Source organism: Endozoicomonas elysicola (genome assembly GCF_000710775.1).
GTDB lineage: Bacteria > Pseudomonadota > Gammaproteobacteria > Pseudomonadales > Endozoicomonadaceae > Endozoicomonas > Endozoicomonas elysicola.
The window spans coordinates 2,592,340-2,613,475 of sequence record NZ_JOJP01000001.1 but is presented as its reverse complement, the minus strand read 5'-3'; the positions used below and the strand labels follow the sequence as shown (position 1 = coordinate 2,613,475).

Genomic DNA, 21,136 nt, shown 5'->3' with positions numbered 1-21,136 from the left:
CCGGTGCAATTATAGAAAAAGTAGACAACAAGGTAAGTAAATTTATGTTTCCGATGGAAAAAACAAGCAAATTAACCTTTTAACATTGCCTCAACTTCTTCCGCCAGGCGACCAGGGACATCACTATCCACTTCCCGAACTGCCTCTTCAATCGCTCGCAAAAAGCCCTCTTCATTGGAGTGACCATGACTCTTCACCACAATCCCCTGCAACCCAAGAAAGCTGGCACCGTTATAAACCACCGGATCAATGCTTTTATAGAGCTTACGCATAACCGGCGCGATAAGCAGGGAGAGAAAGCGGCGCCAGAGCGTCTGCTGAAAGGCATCAACAAGGCTATCCCGAATAAGACAAGCCACACCCTCTCCGGTTTTCAGCGCAATATTACCGACAAAGCCATCACAGACCACAACATCAGCCCGACCTGCAAATACATCATGCCCTTCGATATAACCAATATAATTCAAACGGCCGTCTTCTCTCAGCAGCCGGTTGGCCAACCTGACCTGCTCATTTCCCTTAATATCTTCGGTGCCTACATTCAGAAGACCAACCCGCGGAGAGGCAATACCACCCGCCGAGGCAACCAACTGGGACCCCATGATGGCAAACTGGTAGAGATTAGTCGAAGAACAGTCAACGTTCGCCCCCATATCAAGCAACAGGACACTTCCACCAGCACTGGGGATACTGGCAGCAATTGCCGGACGATCTATACCCACAAATGTTTTCAGGGCAAATCGCCCCATAACCATCAGCGCGCCCGTGTTTCCAGCACTGACACAGGCCGAAGCATAACCACTGGCAACCTGCTCAAGAGCAACCCACATGGAGCTTCCCTCTTTGGCTCTTAGCGCGGCCGATGGTTTTTCATCCATACCAATGGTTTTCTCTGCATGGACAATATCAAGGCGGGCATGATCGAATGAAACGGAGGATAGCTCATCAGCAATCACTGAATGATCACCAACAAGAATAAGATGAAGATCTGAATAGGTTCCCAGGGCCCTGAGCGCAGCCCGAATACGAGAACGGGGACTTTCGTCCCCGCTCATAACATCAAGCGCTATTCTCCGTCCTGGAGCCGCCAACCGTCCTGGCATCGATCGACTCACTCGCCGATTTTGCCTTCAAGCACTTTACGACCACGGTAGAAACCATCAGCAGTCATGTGATGACGACGATGAGTTTCGCCGGAAGTAGCATCAACAGACAGCTGGGAAGCAGTCAGACTGTCGTGGGAACGGCGCATGTCACGCTTGGAACGGGTTTTACGATTTTGCTGAACAGCCATGTGTCAACTCTCCTGAATCTCTATTTGGGTTCGGTAGCATCTGTTTTCAGACTGGCCAGAACACTGAACGGGTTACGACGCTTTTCTTCTTCCTCTGCCTGAGCAGCGAAAGCTTCAGCCTCTTCATCAGATTCAGTAGTAAAGCTCTGCTGAACCTGACAGGCTTCAGGCGGATGATAAGCCACAATCGGAAGGCTCAATAAAAGCTCTTCCTCAAGCAAGGGTACCAACTCCATCGGCTCATCTATGAGCATCAGGGGTTCATAACCCTCTGGCAGGGATCGGGCCTGCTCATCGGTCAATACACCCATCAGGTTGAGGTCTGAACGTACGGGAAGTTCTGCCACATCGAGGCAGCGCTGACAAATCATTTTCAGATTTGCTTCAACGTACCCCTGAAGAACCACTCGATGATCTTCGCTCATGTAGAAATGAAGAAAGACCTTCACCTCACCCTGATCGTCAGCGAGACTGGCGACCAGTCGATTAAACTGCTTAAGCGCCAGCGAACCTTCAAACTGTAACCCCTGACGCGCGAGTTTACGCGGATCAACGGTTTTTGGTAATTGGCCTGATAACATAAGCGCGCAATCATAGGGCGATGCCCCTTTGCTGTCAAACAACCTTTTTATCAGATTTTCAACAATTTCATGATTAACATGCCTCAACCCCGTATTTTTCACAATCCCTTCCCCTGAATACACGGGGTTATTTCACAAAAACCTGAGACAGTACATACTGTTCACTCAACTATCCCGTATCACCACCACTTATCACGCCCGAAACATCAATCAATGAATATTCTGCTTGCTTCAAGCTCACCCTACAGAAAAAGCCTGCTGGAGAGGCTCAACCTGACTTTCCAACAAGCCTCACCCAATATAGACGAAAGCCCAAGGCCGGGCGAAAATGCAAAAAAACTGGCCTTGAGACTATCAAAAGAAAAGGCTCAGGCCCTGGCCGACCAATACACCGACACCCTAATTATCGCTTCTGATCAGTGCGCTGCACTGGAGAACACCATTCTCGGAAAACCGGGAACCAGAGAGAGCGCTATTAAGCAGTTATCAGACTGCAGCGGCAAGCAGGTCATTTTCCATACCGGCCTCTGCCTCTTAAACACATCAACAGGACAACAACAACTGGCCTGCGTGGACTACACAGTCTGGTTCCGCAAACTCTCCAGCTCACAGGTTACCACCTATATAGATGTAGAGAGCCCACTGGACTGCGCTGGAAGTTTTAAATGTGAAGGACTAGGCATTACGCTTTTTGAGAAGATGGCGGGGGATGATCCCAACAGCCTAGTAGGATTACCACTAATCGCCCTGACCAGCATGTTGATCAATGAAGGGCTCCACCCGTTGGGTATAAGTAACTAACTATATGAAATCATATTTTCTGAGCAAGTGGTTAATCACCCAGAAATATTCGATTCCATATGGCCAGCTACTATATAAGGAAAAAGAGACCTCTCCAGAGAGGTCTCTTAAAAACACTACATCAATTGAAAACCTTCACCCAGGGCTTCAACCAGGGTAGCACTAACACCCGCCCCGAAATCCCTGGCAAACTTCTCCAGAGGTGAAAGGCGGGAAGTATAATCAATGATCTCCCCCTCACCGACAACCTCACGAGCCACATAACCAGCACTGCCCAACCCATCAATCAAGCCAAGCTGCTTTGCCTGCTCACCAGACCAGACCATGCCTGAGAAAATATCAGAATCATCCACCAGGCGCTCACCACGACCGGTTTTCACCGCATCAATAAATTGAAGGTGTATGGTATCGAGCGACTGCTGCCACTGGACAGCAGCATCACGATCAACTGCCTGAAACGGATCAAGGAAAGCCTTATTTTCACCAGAAGTATACGTTCGTCGGGTGACACCCAACTTCTCCATCGTTCCCACAAAGCCAAAACCCGATGAAATCACACCAATGGACCCAACCAGGCTGGCCTTATCCGCATAGATTTCATCCGCTGCAGCGGCGATGTAATAACCACCGGAAGCCCCAATATCCATAATGACTGCATAAAGCGGTATGTCTTCATGCATACCCCTCAGGCGAATAATCTCATCATAGATGTATCCAGACTGAACAGGACTGCCTCCAGGACTGTTAATTCTCAGGATAACGGCTTTTGTACCCGGATCTTCAAAAGCCGATCGCAGGCCGGTAACAACGGTATCAGCATCAACATCGCCACCACCAATCTGGCCATTAATGTCCACTAGCGCGGTATGCTCCCCAGTACCCGCACCCACCGAAACATCATTGACGTTGGTCGCGTTGTAAATCACAGCAACCGAGAAGAACAACCAGCAAAACGTCAGCAGTTTGAAAAATATACTCCAGCGCCTTGAGCGCCGCTGCTCAAGCAAAGCCCCCTTGGCAAGAGACTCAACCAGCCCCCAGGCCCGATCACTTTCAATACGCCCTTCTGCTGCAGAAGTCGCCTCTGACGAAGACTCTCGCCACTTATCTTGCATAACCACCCCTATAAATCCAAAATCAAACAACCTGCTCTAATACCGGCTTAACCCCCAGCCATACCAACACGCCATCAAAGTCATCGGCAATAAATACCGGCTGATAACGCTCAAGGTCCTCACGGGAACCCGCCCCATAAGTTACCGCCAGGCGGTCAACCCCTGCACGACAGGCCATTTCCATATCAAACCCGGAATCACCAACCATAAGAATCTGCTCAGGCATGAGCTGAAAGCGTTTCATAAGCTGCTCAATCATATCTGGATCAGGTTTAGAGCGAGCATCATCCGCCGTCAGGCTTGCATCAAAAAAAGCCTCAACGTCGTTAGCAATCATTGAACGCTGCAGCCCTGATCGTCGCTTCCCCGTTGCAACAGCAAGCAATATTTTACTATCGCGAAGGGCAGGCAACCCTTCTAAAACACCGACAAAAGGTCGAGAAGGCTCCTCCTCCAAAACCAGGTGATGCTTTTTATAGGCTCGACACAATCGCTCAACCTCATTTGCACTCAGCGCAGGGTATAAATGTTCCATAGCGGGAGCTAAGCTCAAGCCAACCACCCCACGATATAGCACATCATCAAGAACGGGCAATCGCTCCTCTACAGCAGCCTGTCGCAACGCTTTAACAATGCTTGAAATCGAGTCAACCAGTGTTCCATCCCAGTCAAAAATAATAAGTGAGTATTTATCCATTACTCGTTCTGACATTTCCTGCCTCACTCCCCCTTCAACACAGACAGCACCTCCAACAACTCATCCGGCAAAGGTGCTTCAACTTTTAACAAGCGCCCATCTGGCAATTCAAACTGGATACTGGCTGCATGAAGAAACAGACGCTTCAAACCAAACTGTCTTTGCGACTGATTATCTTCATCCATGCCATACTTTTCGTCTCCGGCAATAGCATGCCCCGCGTGCAGACAGTGAACTCGAATCTGATGCGTGCGCCCTGTAATGGGATAAGCCTCGACCAGCGTCATATTCGGAAAACGGTCCAACACCCGAAAAGCCGTTCGGGACTTTTTGCCATCTACATGAACCCTGACCATCCGCTCACCGGATTGCAAAACATTTTTTAACAAAGGCGCATTAACCAGCTGCTTTCTGGCAGGCCACTTACCCACCACCAAAGCATGATACAGCTTTTCAACTTTCCCTTTCTGCTGCAACTGGTTATGCAAGTGGCGAAGCATACTTCGTCGCTTGGCAATGACCAGACAACCTGATGTATCTCTATCCAGCCGATGCACCAACTCTAACGTACGATTTTCGGGTCGCAGCTGACGCAACGCTTCGATTGCCCCATAAGAGAGACCACTCCCACCATGCACCGCCAACCCGGATGGTTTATTGATAATCAACAACTGATCATCTTCATAGAGTACGGCTTTTTCCAGCTGGGCAATAACAGAATCTGCTGGCCGCGCCGGCGCATTGGCCTCAGCCACTCTAACAGGAGGAATTCGAACCACATCGCCCGGCTGCAGACGATAATCAGCCGTAATCCGCTTTTTGTTTACACGCACCTCACCTTTTCGAACAATGCGATAAATCCGTGTTTTGGGAACTCCCTTCAGAACCCTCAACAAGTAGTTATCAATTCTTTGATCTGCTGTATCTTCATCGATGGTGATCAGCCTAACCCTCAAAGCTTCACCGCCATCCTGAGAGGAGCGCTCGTCTTCAACTGCCATTATCTCCAACTTTGAAGCACTTCCTCCTGAAGGCGGCTTTTTAGCAGCTGAAGGCTTTCTGACGGCTGATGACCTTCTGCCGGCTGACGACTCCGCAGCTGTAGAATTCACACGACCGGGCTTTGAGACCCCTTTCCTTACTGAGGAACGAGTCCTCCTACTAACACCACGCGTTTGCTTCAATCGCCTAACCACATATCTGTTAATACAAAATCATTACCGAAAAGCCTACACTAACCAATTGAGATAACTAGACTTTATCGATTTTCTACTATTCACATTCAGGTAATCTTATCAGCTTTGACTCATTTGAAGCACTTACAGATTACTGATATAGTTGTGGCAATGCCCGGTATCTATCCGTAAGGGCAGTTCGATTTACGAAGTCTGAGCAAGACCCGAGACGGAAGTTACATTCAAATTCCGCTAAAAAGGTCCGAAAAATAAACTGAAGCCACGCTTTTTACCCCTCAGTAATTATGGGTTAGGTGGCTTCAGGAATACGTGCTTAGACAAATATCGTGGCAGCAGAGCAAGTCACCACCCTTATTTCAGGGTATAAAGGCCCTGCCATGATTAAAAGATGAAAGACCACGGCATAAGCCGTGATAGATAAACAGTGCCACCCTTGATCAGTGGTTGCGCTCCCGATACCAGGGATGAGGAAAAGCGAACGGGTCATATGCTAGTGAAAGGTCTGGGGATACCTTACAACGTATCCATAGCCAGCCAGAAGCGCCCGATAATCGCATCTCCCCTTTGCATCCGGCAAAATAATGGATGCATATTGCTATATCGTTACAGCCTCTATCTGAAACAAGTCAGGCTGTATGACTGATAGCAGGATATAACCGGCAGCTCATAACTCTATGACAGCCGGCTGTTTACAATCGGGTAGCACCGAAGAGTTTGTACAGAAACTGAAGGAAGCCAGCTATATGCTCAGTGGTGAAGTTCGGGTTATACCAGCAACAATATGGATACCCGCCTTACCAATGGATGCACTGGATTGACCGACTGTAATGAACGGCTTTTCGCAAAGAGCGACTGATTAGGGTAGCCATTAGCAAATTGGTACTCTATGAAGAGAATGTTGATCAATGCAACCCAGCAAGAAGAGCTGAGGGTTGCACTCGTCGATGGACAGCGCCTGTTCGATCTGGATATTGAGTCCGGAGCTCGTGAACAGAAAAAAGCGAACATCTATAAAGCAAAAATCACCCGCGTTGAGCCCAGCTTAGAGGCCGCCTTTGTTGATTTTGGCGCCGAAAGACATGGCTTCCTTCCGCTGAAAGAAATATCCCGGGAATATTTCGTTGGCCACACCGGTGGCCGACCAAATATCAAGGATGTCATCAAGGAAGGCACTGAAGTTATTGTTCAGGTGGACAAAGAAGAGCGTGGCAACAAGGGTGCCGCCCTGACAACACTGGTCAGCCTGGCCGGTCGCTACCTTGTTCTGATGCCAAACAACCCTCGCGCCGGCGGTATTTCCCGTCGCATCGAAGGGGATGAGCGCGCCGAACTTCGCGAAGCTATGAGCAAGCTGACCATTCCTGCCGAGATGGGCGTTATCGTCCGTACTGCAGGCCTTGGCCGCTCAGCGGAAGACCTCCAGTGGGATCTGGACTATCTTCTGCAGCTCTGGAATTCAATCAAGGACGCTGCCGACAAAAACCCTGCTCCTTTTCTGATTTACCAGGAAAGCAATGTCATCATCCGTGCGATTCGTGACTATTTACGTCAGGATATTGGTGAAGTTCTGATCGACAAGACCTCGGTTTACGAAGAAGCCCTGGATTTTGTTAAGCAGGTAATGCCTCAGTATCAAAACAAACTCAAACTGTATAAAGACAGCGTCCCTCTATTCAACCGCTTCCAGATTGACGGTCAGATCGAGACTGCCTTCCAGCGTGAAGTCAAACTGCCATCCGGCGGCTCCATCGTTATTGACCCAACAGAAGCACTGGTATCTATTGATATCAACTCTGCCCGGGCTACCCGCGGTGGCGATATCGAAGAAACCGCATTCAACACCAACCTCGAAGCTGCCGATGAAATCGCACGCCAGCTGCGCCTTCGCGATATTGGCGGTCTAATTGTTATTGACTTCATCGACATGGGCAGCAACCGGAACCAACGGGAAGTTGAGAACCGTATTCGTCAGGCCCTATCAGTAGATCGCGCCCGCGTCCAGACCAGCCGCATTTCTCGATTTGGCCTGCTGGAAATGTCACGCCAGCGCCTGCGTCCATCACTGGGTGAAACCAGCGGCGTTGTCTGCCCAAGGTGTTCCGGCCAGGGTACTATCCGCGACATCGAGTCACTGGCACTGTCCATTCTGCGCCTTATGGAAGAAGAGGCAATGAAGGACAAGACCGCTGAAATCCGGGCCCAGGTTCCTGTACCTGTAGCGGCATTTCTGCTGAATGAAAAACGCAAGATGATCGCCAAGATCGAAAAGCGCCATGATGCTCGCATCATCGTCATTCCAAACGTCAACCTGGAAACACCTCACTACGACGTTCAGCGCCTCCGAGATGGTAACCAGCAGGATCACGAAAGCAGTTATGACATTATTCTGGAAAATGAAGAAGCTTCTGCAGAAGAACTGATCACAGCCGCTAAGCCACAGCCGAAGCAGCAAGCAGCAGTACGAAATGTAGCACCCGCTCAGCCTGCACCAGCTATTAAATCTGCTGAAGCAAAATCCGGATTCATTGGTAGTCTGTTTAAGTCCATTGGCAGCCTCTTCAGCTCTGACAATGAAGAAGAGAAACCTGCCAGCAAGGACAAGGCTATCCAACAGCGCCAGTCAACTCGTCGTGACAATCAACCAGGCCAGAACAGAAAGAAGCCACGGACTGATTCACAGCGTCGGGATAAACAGGACAAGGATAGCCGCCCTCAGAAAGAGCGCAAAAAGACTCCACAGGAACGCTCCGACAACCGCCAAAACAAGCAAGATAATCGCTTTGAGAAGCAGGAACGCCGTCCGCGCGAAAAGCATCAGGATAGCTCTGAGCAACAACAGGAATACAAACCAGAACGCCGTCAGGAGCAGGATTCTGAACAAGGCTCTGCAAATGACCGTCGCCGTCGCCCAAGCTCAGCGCCACGCCGTCGCAATAACCGCCAGTCACAGCGACAGCAGCAGAATGAGCCTCAGCTTCAGCCATTGCTGCCCGAGAATACAAAAAGCACGGTAAGCACGCCTGTTTCCCAGGAAAAGAGCACAGACAAGAAAGAACCTCTTTCGACTACTGACAAAACCGAGCTTCAGAACATTAAACCTGCCTCTGAAACCCGAACTTCAGAGACCGCCCCCAAGCAGGATAGTGTTGAAACTCGCAGCTCTAGAGAAGACAAGGTTACAGAAGGCAAGGTAGAGGAAGCCGGCAACGCCACAGCAGCTCACGCTCAAGAAGCCATTGTCAAAACTGTCGAAGAAGCTCGACCTTCTGAAGAAGCAGTGGCGCCTCGTCGCTCCAGAAGAGTGAAGAATGATCCTCGCATCCTCAGGAAAGAGCAGCAAGCAGCGCAAGCAACACCAGCATCTGAAGAAACAGTCAAAACTTCAGGCACAGACGCTGTAGCAGCCGATGAATCGCAAGTATCCACAGCTGAAACACCGGTTACAGCCAATGAGACCAACGATTCCTCCCGCACCGACAGTGCCGATGAAACCATGACGACAGAGCCTGCAAAAGCTTCTCGCCCGCAGATGACTGAAATGGCGAAAGCTGTAGCAGCCTCTCACAACCTCGATAAGTCAGCATTTACATCGATACCACAGGCTTTTGAGAAACCAGCAACAACTGAAGCTGATACTTCCGAGAGCAAGAGCGAGAAGAAAAGTACTGCCTTAGCCAATGAAGCGGAGGAAATGCTGAAGCAGGCTCTGAACCAGTCTGAACAGCTGTCAAAAACAGCTGACAGCCCTGTAGAACACCGCTCCAGCCTCGACAAGAGTGAAGGCCAAACAGAGATGGCAACTCAACTTGCCAACAAAGAACAGCCTGACAATCAGACAAAGGAAGAAGCGGCTAAAGACCAACCTTCACTGAATCAGGATGCAAGTACTGTCACTACCCAGGCTGACCATAAGCCAGAAGTGGCAGCTGCGGCTAATACGACTCCTGATCAGCCCCGCCGCCGCCGTAGGGCTCATAACGATCCAAGAGCCAAGCGCCAGACTCAGCAGGTTGAACTATCTGTAGAGCCTGAAATTAAAGAAGCAAAGGAAGCTCAGCCTGCACACACTGAAGAAAGCAACCATTAAGATTGACTGCTGATCAAAAACGGGGTGGTTTCCACCCCGTTTTTTTTGATTTTATAAAACCAACATTCTCAAAAAATTGATTCACTCTTCGAGCCTGATCATACTGCGGTCATTCTTTTTAAACCACAAAGGGCACAAAGAGCACGAAGAAAGCTTTTCTTTTCCTTTGTGCTCTCTGTGGTTCAATCTATACCCCATGAAAATAGGAAGTAGTGCTTGATGCCCACCCTAAGAGCAGAGCCTAAAGTCGGTATTGGCGTGATCGTCATCAGAAAGGATGGAAAGATCCTGATTGGAAAGCGTAAAGGCAGCCATGCTCCTTACTGGTCAATTCCAGGAGGGCATCTCGACCTTGGTGAGTCTTTTGAGCAGGCTGCAATCCGTGAAATATATGAAGAAACAGGATTGATTATCAAAAATCCCCAAGTGATTGCGATTACCAACAACCTGAAAACTTTTAAGGAAGAAAACAAGCATTACATTTCAGTATGCCTGCAAGCACAGCACCAGGGTGATACAGAGGAAAACAGAGAACCTGACAAATGTGAAGGCTGGATATGGGTTGACCCCACCGAATTACCCCAGCCTCACTTTGAAGCCAGTGAGCAATCCATTGCCTGCTACCTTCAAAAGGTATGTTATATCCCTCAACAAGAATAACAACACGCACCACAAAAGATAGCTGCTGCGCTTTGTACTCACTACCCTATACTGCTAACCCACCCATTATAAAACCGGGGCTCTCGCTCCAGCATGATGCCAAATTTCTCGTTAACTTTTTGCTGAACCCTATCGGAAAAAGCCAACACATTCTGACCTGTCGCACCGCCATGATTGACAAGCACCAGAGCCTGTTTTTGATAGGTTCCAACCTCTCCTTCTCGCACCCCTCTCAAGCCGGCCTGATCGATTAACCAACCAGCAGCAAGCTTCCACTTCGCCCCTACGGGGTAGGCGATGATGTTCGGATACCTTTTTTTCAGCTGATCCATCAATTCCTGTGAAATCTCGGGATTCTTAAAAAAGCTGCCAGCATTACCAATCACCGAAGGATCGGGCAGCTTTTCCCGACGAATATCACAAACAGCCTGACTGATATCCAGGGCCGATGGAGCCTCGCCATCCAGCCGACTTGCAATAAGATCACCCAGGTGACCATAGCCAAGCTTAGGCCTTAATACTGGGTCAAGCTCCAGGGTTACGGAGGTAATAATATACTGATCCAGCTTTTCACCTTTGAAGACAGAGTCCCGGTAACCGAAACAAACGGCCTGTCGATCAAAACACTCGATCTCGCCAGACTCAATATTCATAGCCTCCAGTGAAACAAAGTGATCTTTTAGCTCAACACCATAAGCCCCGATATTCTGAATAGGTGCCGCACCAACGGTCCCCGGTATCAGTGAAAGGTTCTCGAGACCATAGGCTTCATTGGTCAATGTCCATAACACGAACTCATGCCAGTTTTCTCCAGCCTCAGCCCTGACCACAACGCGACCTTGATCACGCTGTAAAACGGATCGCCCCTTAAGGTTTATATGGACAACCAGAGCGTTCAGGAACTCCCCGAACACCACATTACTTCCGCCGCCGAGAGGAATAACCGGCAATTGCTTATCTCTGGCAAAACCCAGCACCTCCGGCAGTTCGTCCACAGAGTTGACTTCGACGAAATACCTGGCAGAAGCCAACAAGCCCAGTGTATTCCGGTGCTTTAGAGAATAGTTTTCGTGAATTTTGAGAGGGGAATTCATGTAATAATTAATACGACAATATTTGGGAGAGTTTAACTACTCGACAACCAGGTCTAGATACCTATACCCGCCACGTTGCAACTTGAAATCCATTGGGTATATCTGCCCAGCTCACTACAAGGTTTTCTTTAAATGATCCAGCAACGCAAGCCCACCCAACTCAACAAGATTAAGAACTCTGGTGAAGCCTTCGTCTCCACCATAATATGGGTCTGGCACCTCTGTTACGGGTAAGTCAGCAAAATCAAGAAACAACCGAACTTTGTGGGTATATTCAGGTGGGCAGATTTTTCTGAGATTTTTAAGGTTTTCCTTATCCATAGCCAGAATATGATCCTGCTCGACGAAGTCACTGGAGGACACCTGCCTGGATCGAATAAACGAAAGATCATAACCGTGGCCCGAAGCGTGGGCCATGGAGCGGCTATCTGGCACACCACCCTCATGCCAGCCACTGGTACCTGCAGAGTCAACCCTGATGCGACCTGAAAGCCCTGATTCAGCTACCTGGTGAGCAAAAACACCATGGGCTGTGGGAGACCGACAGATATTACCCAGACAGACAAACAGTACCTTAACCATGGTTACTTATACTCTCACCGCTTTCTCATTCTGCTCACTATCCCCTACCACCTGGCTCCCTCTTTCCAGAAACTGGCGAACCGCAGTCAGATCCTGCTCGGTATCAACCCCGTGAGGTGGCGTTTCAACCGCTTCAGCGACATGAATGCGATAGCCATTCCACATCAGGCGTAACTGCTCGAGGGACTCCATTTTTTCAATAGGGCTGACACCCCAGGTCACATAGTGATTCAAAAGCTCTACCCGATAGGCATAAATACCAATATGCCTTTGAAAGCACATCTCGGCAGGCATTTTTCGTTCACCACCCGCAAAATCATCTCGGGCCCAGGGTATGGGGGCACGACTGAAATAGAGCGCATAACCATTGCTGTCTGTCACGACTTTTACAACATTAGGGTCGAAAACCTGCTCAGCCTGAACGAGCGGATTGGATAGCGTAGCCGCCCCGGCATCCGGCGCCGCACTCAAATTTTTTGCTACCTGATTGATTACAGAAGGCGGTATCAGCGGCTCATCTCCCTGAACATTGACAATAATCTCATCATCTTTCATGTCATAGATTCTAGAGACTTCCTGCAAACGGTCGGTTCCGGAAGGATGCCCCGGCAAAGTCATACACACTTCAGCTCCAAAGCCCTCTGCCACCTTCATGATGCGCTCATCATCTGTTGCAATAATGACCCTCTGGGCATCACTGGCCAGGGCACGCTCATAAACGTGCTGAACCATTGGCTTTCCAGCAATTTCCGCCAGAGGCTTACCAGGCAAACGACTGGAAGCAAAGCGGGCGGGAATGACAACCGTAAAGCCTGAGCTCTCAGCCGATCGCAAGCCTTCAGTGGATTGAAAGCTTTGAGTCATCAGGACGCCTCATCTAAACGTTCGTCAACCGTTAATGTGCGCGCCTCACCTTCCAGCATAACAGGAATACCATCACGTATCGGGTAAGCAAGACCGCAGGGTCTGCAAACCAGCTCCTGACGCTCCTTTTCCAGATGCACTTCCCCTTTGCACAGTGGACAGGCCAGAATTTCAAATAAAGTCTTATCCATAATGATTCCTTAGACTACATCTATAAGCCGGAAGTGGCTGGTTTACGTGCTTCAATCATTTCCACCAGATGATCAATACATGAGTCCGGCAAATGAGTAGTGACTGGCAAGTACCAGTGACGCTCATCCGCAAACCCGCTGCATTTGACCGCATCTTTTGCCGTCATGATCACCGGAAGATTATCATTGAAAGAGATGTCTTCCGATATGAAAGCGTGGTGGTCAGGAAAAGGATGAGCAATAACATCAAACCCCAGCGACCGGAGTGTATTAAAAAAGCGCTCCGGATTACCAATACCGGCCACCCCATGAACCCGACCTGACTCTGGAGCCTGCTGAGAACTACCCGCTACTCTTAAAGGCATCGAAGGCTCAAGGGAAAAATAGAACAACCCTTTGTTCGCCTTTCGCGCCAATAGGTTTCGTCCGAGCGAGCTTTCCACCTCTGCCACTTTCATAGACACTGGCGTACTGTTGGTATTCACCAGAATCATATCAACAGAGTTCATTCTTTCCAGCGGCTCCCGAAGAGGGCCAGCAGGTAGACACAGTCGATTACCCAATAACCTTTCACCATCGAGCACCAATAGCTCAATGTGCCGTTGCAGATTATAGTGCTGCAAGCCATCATCTGCGATGATCAGATTACAATCCGTCTGACTGCAAAGGTACTGAGCCGCCTTAACCCGATCAACATCCACTACCAGCGGTACGCCCAACTGCCGGGCGAGCATCACTGGCTCATCCCCCGCTTCATTCGGATCGCTGGCTGAAGTGACCAGCATGGGATATTCACCGGATACCGCACCAAAACCACGACTGATGATACCCGGCCTGTAACCTTTTTCCTGAAGCGCCTTTACCAGAGCGGCAACCAGCGGTGTCTTACCAGTCCCTCCCACAGAAATATTCCCCACCACAATGACAGGCACGGGAGGAGACCACCGGGATGAGCGAAGATACCGCTGCTTTCTTCTTTCTGCAAAAAAGGTAAACAATGAACTAAGCGGCTTTAGACTCAGAGTCCAACCGCTCGAAGGATTATACCATGAGTCCGTGACGGACTGACTGAACCGACGCCATAGACTCACTGATCGGACTCGGTATCTTTACGGGTGGTCATACTCAGGTTAACGAAACCCAGCTGACCAGCTGCATCCATAGCAGTTACGACCGATTGATAAGGGGTTTTGGCATCCGCCGTAATAATCAGAGGCAACTTACTATCCCCCTGGCTTACTTTGCTTAACGCTCGTTTGATGGTATCCAGCTGGCCATTAACCAATCCCTGACCATCAATCGCAAAATCGCCGGATTTACTGATAGTAATTTCAATCTGCTTCGGCTGCTGCTGCAAGACTTCACCAGCTGATTCCGGTAGGTCAATGGCCAAGTGAGTTTCCTTGGTAAAGGTGGTTGAGACCATAAAGAAAATCAGCAGCAGGAACACTACATCGATCAGAGGCGTCAGGTTGACTGACACCTCCTCCTGATTTCTCTGTCGTCGGAAATTCATTATTTCCTGGCCTCACTGCCCAGAGCGGATGAAGAGCCCTTGCGGTCGCCCTGCAAAACTTCAACCAGTTTAATCGCATCCTGCTCCATAGCCACTACAAGTTCGTCAATCCTGCGGGTAAAGTAGCGATGAAAAATCAAAGCCGGAATAGCAACCGTCAGGCCGGCAGCTGTGGTGATCAACGCTTTTGAAATACCACCCGCCAGAACACCCGCATTACCAGTGCCCTCAACCATCAGCACAGTAAACACGTCGATCATACCGATCACGGTTCCGAGAAGGCCAAGCAGTGGAGCAATGGCAGCAATCGTTCCCAGCGTATTGAGATAACGCTCAAGGTCGTGGATAACCTTACCCGCCTGTTCCTCAATACCCTCTTTCATGATTTCCCGGCCACTGCGGGCATTACTCAACCCCGCCGCGAGAATCTCACCCAGCGGAGAACCACCTTTAAGCTGCTCCAGCTTTTTACTGTCCAGACCATTGCTTTTAATCCACTTCCAGACTTGGGAGAGGGTATTCTTTGGCGCAATACGCGAGGGCCTCAACGTCCACAGCCGCTCGAAGATGATCGCCATGGCAATAATAGAAGACAACAGAATAGGCACCATCAGCCAACCACCGGATTTCACCAGTTCGAACACAATAATCTTCCCTTACAATGACAGATTCATGAAAACCGGAGTATTAAATAGCTGATCACACGATTTTCAAGGTTGTTAGCATGACTGTATCACAGAGATTGGTGCCATTTAAGCAGTAACTGATCGCTTTGAGATGGAGTTAGCGCCACCAATAATGCGTGTGTTTTTTCCGGTAAGCTGAAACCATGAGATTGCCCCGCCCAAGCACCAGAGATAATGAGCCATCTGAAGCCGTGTTATAGACCTGAGCACCTACTTTCTGAAAACGCTTAACGGTCTCTGGAGCGGGATGACCGAAACGATTGGCAAACCCTGCAGAAAAGATAACCACTTCTGGCCGAACACTGTTCAGAAACTCAGGACTGCTGGAAAACCGGCTACCATGGTGTGCAGCCAGCAGAACATCAGACTCAAGATCAGAGCCCTGATCCAGCAAGTGCCTTTCAACCCGCTCGCTGATATCCCCTGGCAAGAGGATACTTTCGGAACCCGCCGTAATTTTCAGCACGCATGAAGCATCATTACTTCTGCGAAAACCACCTCCGGAGAGCACCTGAAAGTCAACACCATCCCACTGCCATTGATCGCCCACCATACACTGGGCAAGCTTACCGTCGTACTGTGGTAAATCAGTCCCACTGATAACCGATGTTCCATCATATCTGGACAGCAGCGGCAATAAACCACCTGAGTGATCTTTATCACCATGAGAGATCATAATTCGATCAATCCGGGCTACTCCTGACAACAATAATACAGGTAGAATCACACTGTCTGCAGCTGACAAACGTTCAGAAAAACGATCGCCCGTATCATAAACCAGAAGATGCTGGTGAGTTTTTATCAATACCGAAAGTCCCTGACCAACATCAAGAACCGTCACCTCAGCCTGCCCTGCTGGCAGTAGATGTTGCTCTGGAAAAATTAGAGGCAGAAGCAAGACTGGAGAGAGCCAGCGTAACCGCAATGCTACCGGCGAAATCAACAACAACATCCCCATCATTGCCAGCAAAATTGCAGGCCAGTCAGCTGACTGCCGTGATGGTATCAAGAGCATGAAGTCCGAGACCCACTGAAGAAACCATTGAAAAGCGTTCATCAGAGAGTCAACTCCAAGCAGCATAAAACTGGCTATATCCGGCAGAACAAACTGCAGCAGAGCACTGAATAGCAACAGAGGAACTACGCCGAAACCAATAAATGGAATAGCGACCAGGTTCACCAAAGGAGAAAATGGCGAGACAGGTTGCCCGTTCACCAGTAACAAAGGCATCAACAGTAAAAACACCAGCCACTGGGGCTTAAACGCCTTTATTCGCCAATGCTGCCCACCCTGACGCCCAGCCATTCCAAACAAAAGTGCGGCGACAGCAATAAAGGAGTACCAGAATCCCTGACTGGTCACAGCCAGTGGATCCATGACGAGAACACCAGCAAGAGCCAGTAGCCAGAGCGTTAAAGGGGAAGCACGTATACCAAACAGTGGGGATAGCAGTGCTGCAAATGTCATAACCAGAGCCCTTTGTACAGGAATGCTAAACCCTGCCAGCAATGCATAACAAAGCGCAAATAACATTCCAGCCAAAGCCTTGATCAGGGGCAGTGGGAATCGGCGAAGAGGTAACACCCCTACCCTCCCCATCAGCGACGCCAGAGAAAACCCCAGCCAGGCCATCAGACCTATGTGAAGGCCCGATATCACCATCAAATGAGTGGTGCCTGTTTCATTAAACATGCGCCACTGCTTATCCGTAATAACGGATTTATCACCCAACAAAAGTGCCGTCAGAACACCCGTATTTTCAGGCGAAACCGTCTTTTCCAGCCACTCACGAAGCTGTGTTCTGAGCTGATGAACAGGGTATTTCCATAAATCCCTACCAGAGAGCAAACTGCCTGACCTTACATACCCTGTTGCCTGAATAGCCTGACGTAACAACCACGCTTCATAATCAAAAGCCCCGGCACTGGCAAAACCGTGGGGCTGGCGCAGTCGAACCGTCATCCTCCAGTATTCGCCAACCTTCAGCTCAGGCGCTTCATACCAATTTAGCCTGACTTTTTTGGGATATTGACCAGACTCATTTTGGCCAACCTCGGGACTATCAACATCAAAATCAAAGCGGGTAACCGTACCATTAGCTACCGGCAGGCTGGCAATATAGCCTACAATATCAAGGTCTTTTCCCTGAAGGCTTTCATCAAAACGGGTCGAAATGAAGCGTCCTGCATACAATGAACTAACCAATACGCCTATTATTATCGGAAGCAGCCACCAGTGCAGTCGGGAACCTCTCTTCAAAAAAAGAATCCAAAACAAGAGGATAAATGCCGGGAGACTGATCACCAGAAGCGTACAAAGGTTTAACAACCACGATGCAAGACCAATTGTCATTGATAATATCAGCAACCCTGCTGCCGGTTTTATTGTATAGTGAGTGTTATCCACGTAGTCTTGCCTGCTGTTTCAGTGCATAATTCCCTGCTTTAATGCTCAATTCGGGGCCCGCTTTTTCTGGCCTTGATTGACTCTCACCCTACCGTGATGCAGTAAAAAACCATTGTTGAAAAATGGCTCATCACAGCCGATGAAAAAGCAGCAAGCATAGATGAATTTCAGGCTGATGCAGTGGATCCGCAGAAGGAAATAAACCGGGTTACGATTTTCATACTGGAAAAGCTGGCAGGCTCTACAGGCCATGAACTAAAGTCATAGCTTGAAAGCAACGGTGCTCAGAGCACTCACGAGTAGACGCAATAATAGCTGTAACATAGTGGAAGGATATGGCGAAAAAACTGATTCAAAGGTATTTGCCGGAACCAAAAACCATTAAGGAAAATCGTCACCTGCGGTTTCTGGGGTCGGCATTATACAATGCGAACCTCTGGCAACTGAACCGCCGCTCTGCTGCAGCCGCATTTTTTGTCGGCATTTTTGTCGCATTTATTCCCATGCCCTTTCAGATGGTTCTGGCAGCCTGCCTGGCCATTGTCTTTCGCTGTAACTTACCGCTGTCTGTTGCCCTGGTCTGGATTACGAACCCACTGACCATGCCAGCCATATTCTATTTTACATACAAAATTGGCTGTTTTATCCTTCAGACACCAGTAAGTGAAGCTTCCTTCGAACTTACCATTCAGGGCCTGGGTGCAGGACTTGCCCGTGTGTGGAAGCCTCTTTATCTAGGGTCACTGGTTTCAGGTGTTGTGCTTGGCTTCATCAGTTATCTGTTGATTCGGGCAGCCTGGCGCTGGAATGTTGTCATCAACTGGCGCCAGAGAAATAAACGACGCTCTCGACCCGATCCATTCAACTAACCGCTACTCAATACTCTCTTGAGATAACAGCCCAATGCAAAGAAATTTTCAAAAACGCCAGCCCAAGCTGGAAGGCCGTGGCCTGCTTGAAGCCGTCAACACTGATGGTCCTCACAATGAATGGCTGGGTATGCCAGACTACTATATCCATACCCTGACAGTGGCCGGCGACGACTACAAATACCTGTCAGCTGACAAGCTTCTGGATGTCAATATTGGCGACACTGTCGTCTTCAGATACCAGGAAATTGGAAAAACTGACAACAAAGAAAAACGTATCGATAAGCGATCACTTGGCCTCTATATTGACCCCAGCCAGTACCTTCAGGAAACGCCCTGAGACACTCCCCCACAACTGAAACCGTCTGAACATGAATACATAGGACAGCCGCTTCCTGTTACCTCTTTCAGACGGCTTTCAGCGTCGAGGAGTCGTTGAATAGCTCCAGCCTCTTACAACGCCAGACACTTACCTTACCCCTGTTACTGTTTTGCAAAGGGAAATAGCCAACCCGTACCCGAAACCGAGCAATAAAAAAGCTTGGAACTATTTTATCGATAATCAGACTAATTACTTGGATATTGGTTTTTCAGCCACTAAAAATAACGCTAATACGTATCTGATAAAACTATAAAAATCCAGTGACAGAGCCAACATCAAAGATGCGAAGAATGCTTTAAAAACATTCTATTTAACCGGTTATTTAAAAATGATTTTATATAGAAATATCACACGTTCATACAAGAAAAATCATTTTACGCTCACCAACAAGAGGAAGACTTCAATAAGCTTGATGACAATGATCATTGCTTTATTATCTTTTTCTGTGATGACAAATCAGGCTTACAGCGCAACTGTTCAACCAGATAAACCGAGCTGGTCTTATTCTCTAAAAAAACGTGCAGTTCCCGTTTTAACACAAACATTGTTTTCAATCGATAAACTACAAACACAGTCACCCTTACTGTCCTGGGCATTGAAAAGCTCCCTTTTAAAAGCATTTCAAGCTGTGTCTCGTGTTAGTAAAACCTATGTGCTCACATACCAGGACATAAAAACATTCAATGATTATGCCAAATCCACCAGGTATGGTTACTACGACCTGTCCTTCAGAGACAAAAAAATATACTTTATCGCTAACGAAGACTTGGCAAACAAAGTCATTGCGCTTGAAGGGCAGGAAATCAACAACTTTACCAACCGGCGATTACTGACCCCTGAAAACTGGTTCCTTCTGGAACACAATCCAGTCGCGGCACGTGATATGTTCCACCATGCCTACGGAAGGAAACAGGCTGCTTTTTTCCACCATGCATTTGAAAGACTGCAACAATTGCCCGACCTATCCGCTTTATTAACCGACAATATCACTTCAGGTTATTTGTATGGAGACCGCGCCGAAGACCAGATCAGCAATTTATTAACGCAGATCTATTTCCAAATACTCTTTTCAAATCCTTCACCTGAATACCCCGTAAACAGAAACATTCAGCAGCATGTAGGTGAAAACTATCGCCAGATCAACTCTCTCTACGATCAACTTGAAGAACACACGGGAAAATATAATTTAAAAGCCAATAACTTTATTCACGGCAACAAGCCCTTCCCCAAAGTTCAACCCTACAGCAATATTCGAACGCTGAAGCAATTCTATAAGGTCTTATGCCTCTTATACGATATAGACCCGTTACTCGACGATGTTCAAAACAGCCACCCGCAGTTAACAAGACGTGAAACTCTGGCTTTAAAAACAGTAGAGCTATTAAAGACAAATAATGCAGCTGTACTGCCAGTCTTCACTCCTTCGCTAACACAAGATATTGATAACATTTCGCCAGAGGAAGCCGTGAATATTGTTTTCAATTTATTATCCTGGATAGATAATTCATTAAATATCAGTAATACCGCCACGAATTTTGTCATTCACGTTGCAGAACAGCATAAAGAAAACCAGCATCTTGTGAATATGGGTAAGCTCTTTGTAGATGAAGTTCATAACCTTCGAGCCCTTGCCACACTATTCCCACGAAAGGTCAACCAACCATTTTTAGTGACCACAACAACAAATACAGGTGAACACCACATTCTGTTTAAGACAGGCGATAAAATACTGATTACTAACTCCCTTAAAGGTCATGCCTTTGGTTATGAACCTAGAAAATGCCCATCCAGACCTTATAGCACTTATATTCTTCCACAATTCCTTCACTACCTGTTTCAACACTATCATGCCCGCTATGACACACACCCAAGACTCTCTCCTGACTCTGCAAGCTGGTTCTGGAATAAACTGGATGTCAGACCACTGGTTCTGGAGCCAAGACTGACAATAAGCGGAGCCGCTATGCAGTAAAGGCTTGTCGAGCTAAAGCCATTCAAGGGTTATTGCCATACACGCGGCCGCCAACAGATGAAGAACCCTTCGATCAGCTGGCAAGTTAAAACACACCCTGATCTCGACACTTAAGGTGGACATTAAGCACTTACTCCTTTTT

Annotated in this window: 21 protein-coding genes; 7 read left to right on the top strand and 14 right to left on the bottom strand. The window is 48.4% G+C overall.

All coding sequences use genetic code 11. The features are described 5' to 3' along the window. Nucleotides 1-71: 71 nt before the first annotated feature. Genes plsX through GV64_RS11155 form a run of 3 tightly spaced genes read right to left on the bottom strand, consistent with a single transcriptional unit; the run spans nt 72 to nt 1,977 of the window. The gene (plsX, locus tag GV64_RS11165; RefSeq protein WP_236632942.1) at nt 72-1,115 is read right to left on the bottom strand and encodes a phosphate acyltransferase PlsX; all 1,044 of its coding nucleotides are present in this window, start codon (nt 1,113-1,115) and stop codon (nt 72-74) included. Then, nucleotides 1,112-1,294, bottom strand: a complete 183-nt coding sequence (rpmF, locus tag GV64_RS11160; protein ID WP_020582914.1) for a 50S ribosomal protein L32 — start codon at nt 1,292-1,294, stop codon at nt 1,112-1,114. Before rpmF ends, plsX begins: the two co-directional genes overlap by 4 nt. 20 nt (nt 1,295-1,314) lie before the next feature. After that, complete coding sequence (locus GV64_RS11155; RefSeq protein WP_020582913.1) at nt 1,315-1,977, bottom strand: YceD family protein; 663 nt, start codon at nt 1,975-1,977, stop codon at nt 1,315-1,317. 111 nt (nt 1,978-2,088) lie between these two features. Here GV64_RS11155 and GV64_RS11150 point away from each other — a divergent pair, with 111 nt between their 5' ends. After that, nucleotides 2,089-2,676: a Maf family protein gene (locus tag GV64_RS11150; protein WP_020582912.1), complete on the top strand. Its 588-nt coding sequence runs from the start codon at nt 2,089-2,091 to the stop codon at nt 2,674-2,676. Nucleotides 2,677-2,792: 116 nt separating this feature from the next. On the opposite strand, the gene GV64_RS11145 is transcribed toward GV64_RS11150, so the two are convergent. The 3 genes from GV64_RS11145 to rluC are packed head-to-tail and all read right to left on the bottom strand — an operon-like array spanning nt 2,793 to nt 5,489. Then, on the bottom strand, nt 2,793-3,791 hold the full coding sequence (locus tag GV64_RS11145) for a S49 family peptidase (protein WP_026258297.1): 999 nt from the start codon (nt 3,789-3,791) through the stop codon (nt 2,793-2,795). 22 nt (nt 3,792-3,813) lie between these two features. Further along, nucleotides 3,814-4,503 (bottom strand): HAD family hydrolase, encoded by a 690-nt coding sequence (locus GV64_RS11140; protein ID WP_081622139.1) that lies wholly within the window; start codon nt 4,501-4,503, stop codon nt 3,814-3,816. An 8-nt stretch (nt 4,504-4,511) separates the two neighbouring features. After that, on the bottom strand, nt 4,512-5,489 hold the full coding sequence (gene rluC / locus GV64_RS11135) for a 23S rRNA pseudouridine(955/2504/2580) synthase RluC (RefSeq protein ID WP_020582909.1): 978 nt from the start codon (nt 5,487-5,489) through the stop codon (nt 4,512-4,514). 869 nt (nt 5,490-6,358) lie between these two features. Between rluC and GV64_RS25275 the strand changes: the two genes are divergently transcribed. From GV64_RS25275 to GV64_RS11125, 3 genes are all read left to right on the top strand, one after another. Further along, a complete protein-coding gene (locus GV64_RS25275; protein WP_020582908.1) occupies nt 6,359-6,502 on the top strand; it encodes a hypothetical protein in 144 nt (47 codons plus the stop codon). Nucleotides 6,503-6,570: 68 nt separating this feature from the next. Continuing rightward, nucleotides 6,571-9,771: a ribonuclease E gene (rne, locus tag GV64_RS11130; RefSeq protein WP_152554024.1), complete on the top strand. Its 3,201-nt coding sequence runs from the start codon at nt 6,571-6,573 to the stop codon at nt 9,769-9,771. Nucleotides 9,772-9,990: 219 nt separating this feature from the next. After that, entirely contained in the window at nt 9,991-10,431 is a 441-nt protein-coding gene (locus GV64_RS11125) for a nucleotide triphosphate diphosphatase NUDT15 (protein ID WP_020582906.1), read from the top strand. 41 nt (nt 10,432-10,472) lie between these two features. On the opposite strand, the gene murB is transcribed toward GV64_RS11125, so the two are convergent. From murB to GV64_RS11085, 8 genes are all read right to left on the bottom strand, one after another. Next, nucleotides 10,473-11,525 carry a UDP-N-acetylmuramate dehydrogenase gene (murB, locus tag GV64_RS11120; protein ID WP_033403087.1) on the bottom strand — a complete coding sequence of 351 codons (1,053 nt, stop codon included), beginning with the start codon at nt 11,523-11,525 and terminating at the stop codon, nt 10,473-10,475. Between the two features lie 114 nt (nt 11,526-11,639). Beyond that, nucleotides 11,640-12,107: a low molecular weight protein-tyrosine-phosphatase gene (locus GV64_RS11115; RefSeq protein ID WP_020582904.1), complete on the bottom strand. Its 468-nt coding sequence runs from the start codon at nt 12,105-12,107 to the stop codon at nt 11,640-11,642. Between the two features lie 6 nt (nt 12,108-12,113). Further along, entirely contained in the window at nt 12,114-12,971 is an 858-nt protein-coding gene (gene kdsB, locus GV64_RS11110; protein WP_020582903.1) for a 3-deoxy-manno-octulosonate cytidylyltransferase, read from the bottom strand. Beyond that, nucleotides 12,971-13,162, bottom strand: coding sequence for a Trm112 family protein (locus GV64_RS11105; protein WP_020582902.1), 192 nt, complete (start codon nt 13,160-13,162; stop codon nt 12,971-12,973). Before GV64_RS11105 ends, kdsB begins: the two co-directional genes overlap by 1 nt. A 20-nt stretch (nt 13,163-13,182) precedes the next feature. Beyond that, nucleotides 13,183-14,253: a tetraacyldisaccharide 4'-kinase gene (gene lpxK / locus GV64_RS11100; RefSeq protein WP_033403085.1), complete on the bottom strand. Its 1,071-nt coding sequence runs from the start codon at nt 14,251-14,253 to the stop codon at nt 13,183-13,185. Then, nucleotides 14,250-14,678, bottom strand: coding sequence for an ExbD/TolR family protein (locus tag GV64_RS11095; RefSeq protein ID WP_020582900.1), 429 nt, complete (start codon nt 14,676-14,678; stop codon nt 14,250-14,252). Before GV64_RS11095 ends, lpxK begins: the two co-directional genes overlap by 4 nt. After that, nucleotides 14,678-15,322 carry a MotA/TolQ/ExbB proton channel family protein gene (locus GV64_RS11090; protein WP_020582899.1) on the bottom strand — a complete coding sequence of 215 codons (645 nt, stop codon included), beginning with the start codon at nt 15,320-15,322 and terminating at the stop codon, nt 14,678-14,680. The genes GV64_RS11095 and GV64_RS11090 overlap by 1 nt, the downstream gene beginning before the upstream one ends. A 139-nt stretch (nt 15,323-15,461) precedes the next feature. Then, nucleotides 15,462-17,717: a DNA internalization-related competence protein ComEC/Rec2 gene (locus GV64_RS11085; protein ID WP_020582898.1), complete on the bottom strand. Its 2,256-nt coding sequence runs from the start codon at nt 17,715-17,717 to the stop codon at nt 15,462-15,464. A 389-nt stretch (nt 17,718-18,106) separates the two neighbouring features. Between GV64_RS11085 and GV64_RS11075 the strand changes: the two genes are divergently transcribed. The 3 genes from GV64_RS11075 to GV64_RS11065 all read left to right on the top strand — a co-directional run bounded on the left by GV64_RS11075 (nt 18,107) and on the right by GV64_RS11065 (nt 20,994). After that, nucleotides 18,107-18,640: a DUF2062 domain-containing protein gene (locus tag GV64_RS11075; RefSeq protein WP_020582896.1), complete on the top strand. Its 534-nt coding sequence runs from the start codon at nt 18,107-18,109 to the stop codon at nt 18,638-18,640. A 34-nt stretch (nt 18,641-18,674) separates the two neighbouring features. After that, entirely contained in the window at nt 18,675-18,980 is a 306-nt protein-coding gene (locus GV64_RS11070; RefSeq protein ID WP_020582895.1) for a hypothetical protein, read from the top strand. 460 nt (nt 18,981-19,440) lie between these two features. Further along, the gene (locus GV64_RS11065) at nt 19,441-20,994 is read left to right on the top strand and encodes a hypothetical protein (RefSeq protein ID WP_020582894.1); all 1,554 of its coding nucleotides are present in this window, start codon (nt 19,441-19,443) and stop codon (nt 20,992-20,994) included. The last annotated feature ends 142 nt before the right edge of the window (nt 20,995-21,136 follow it).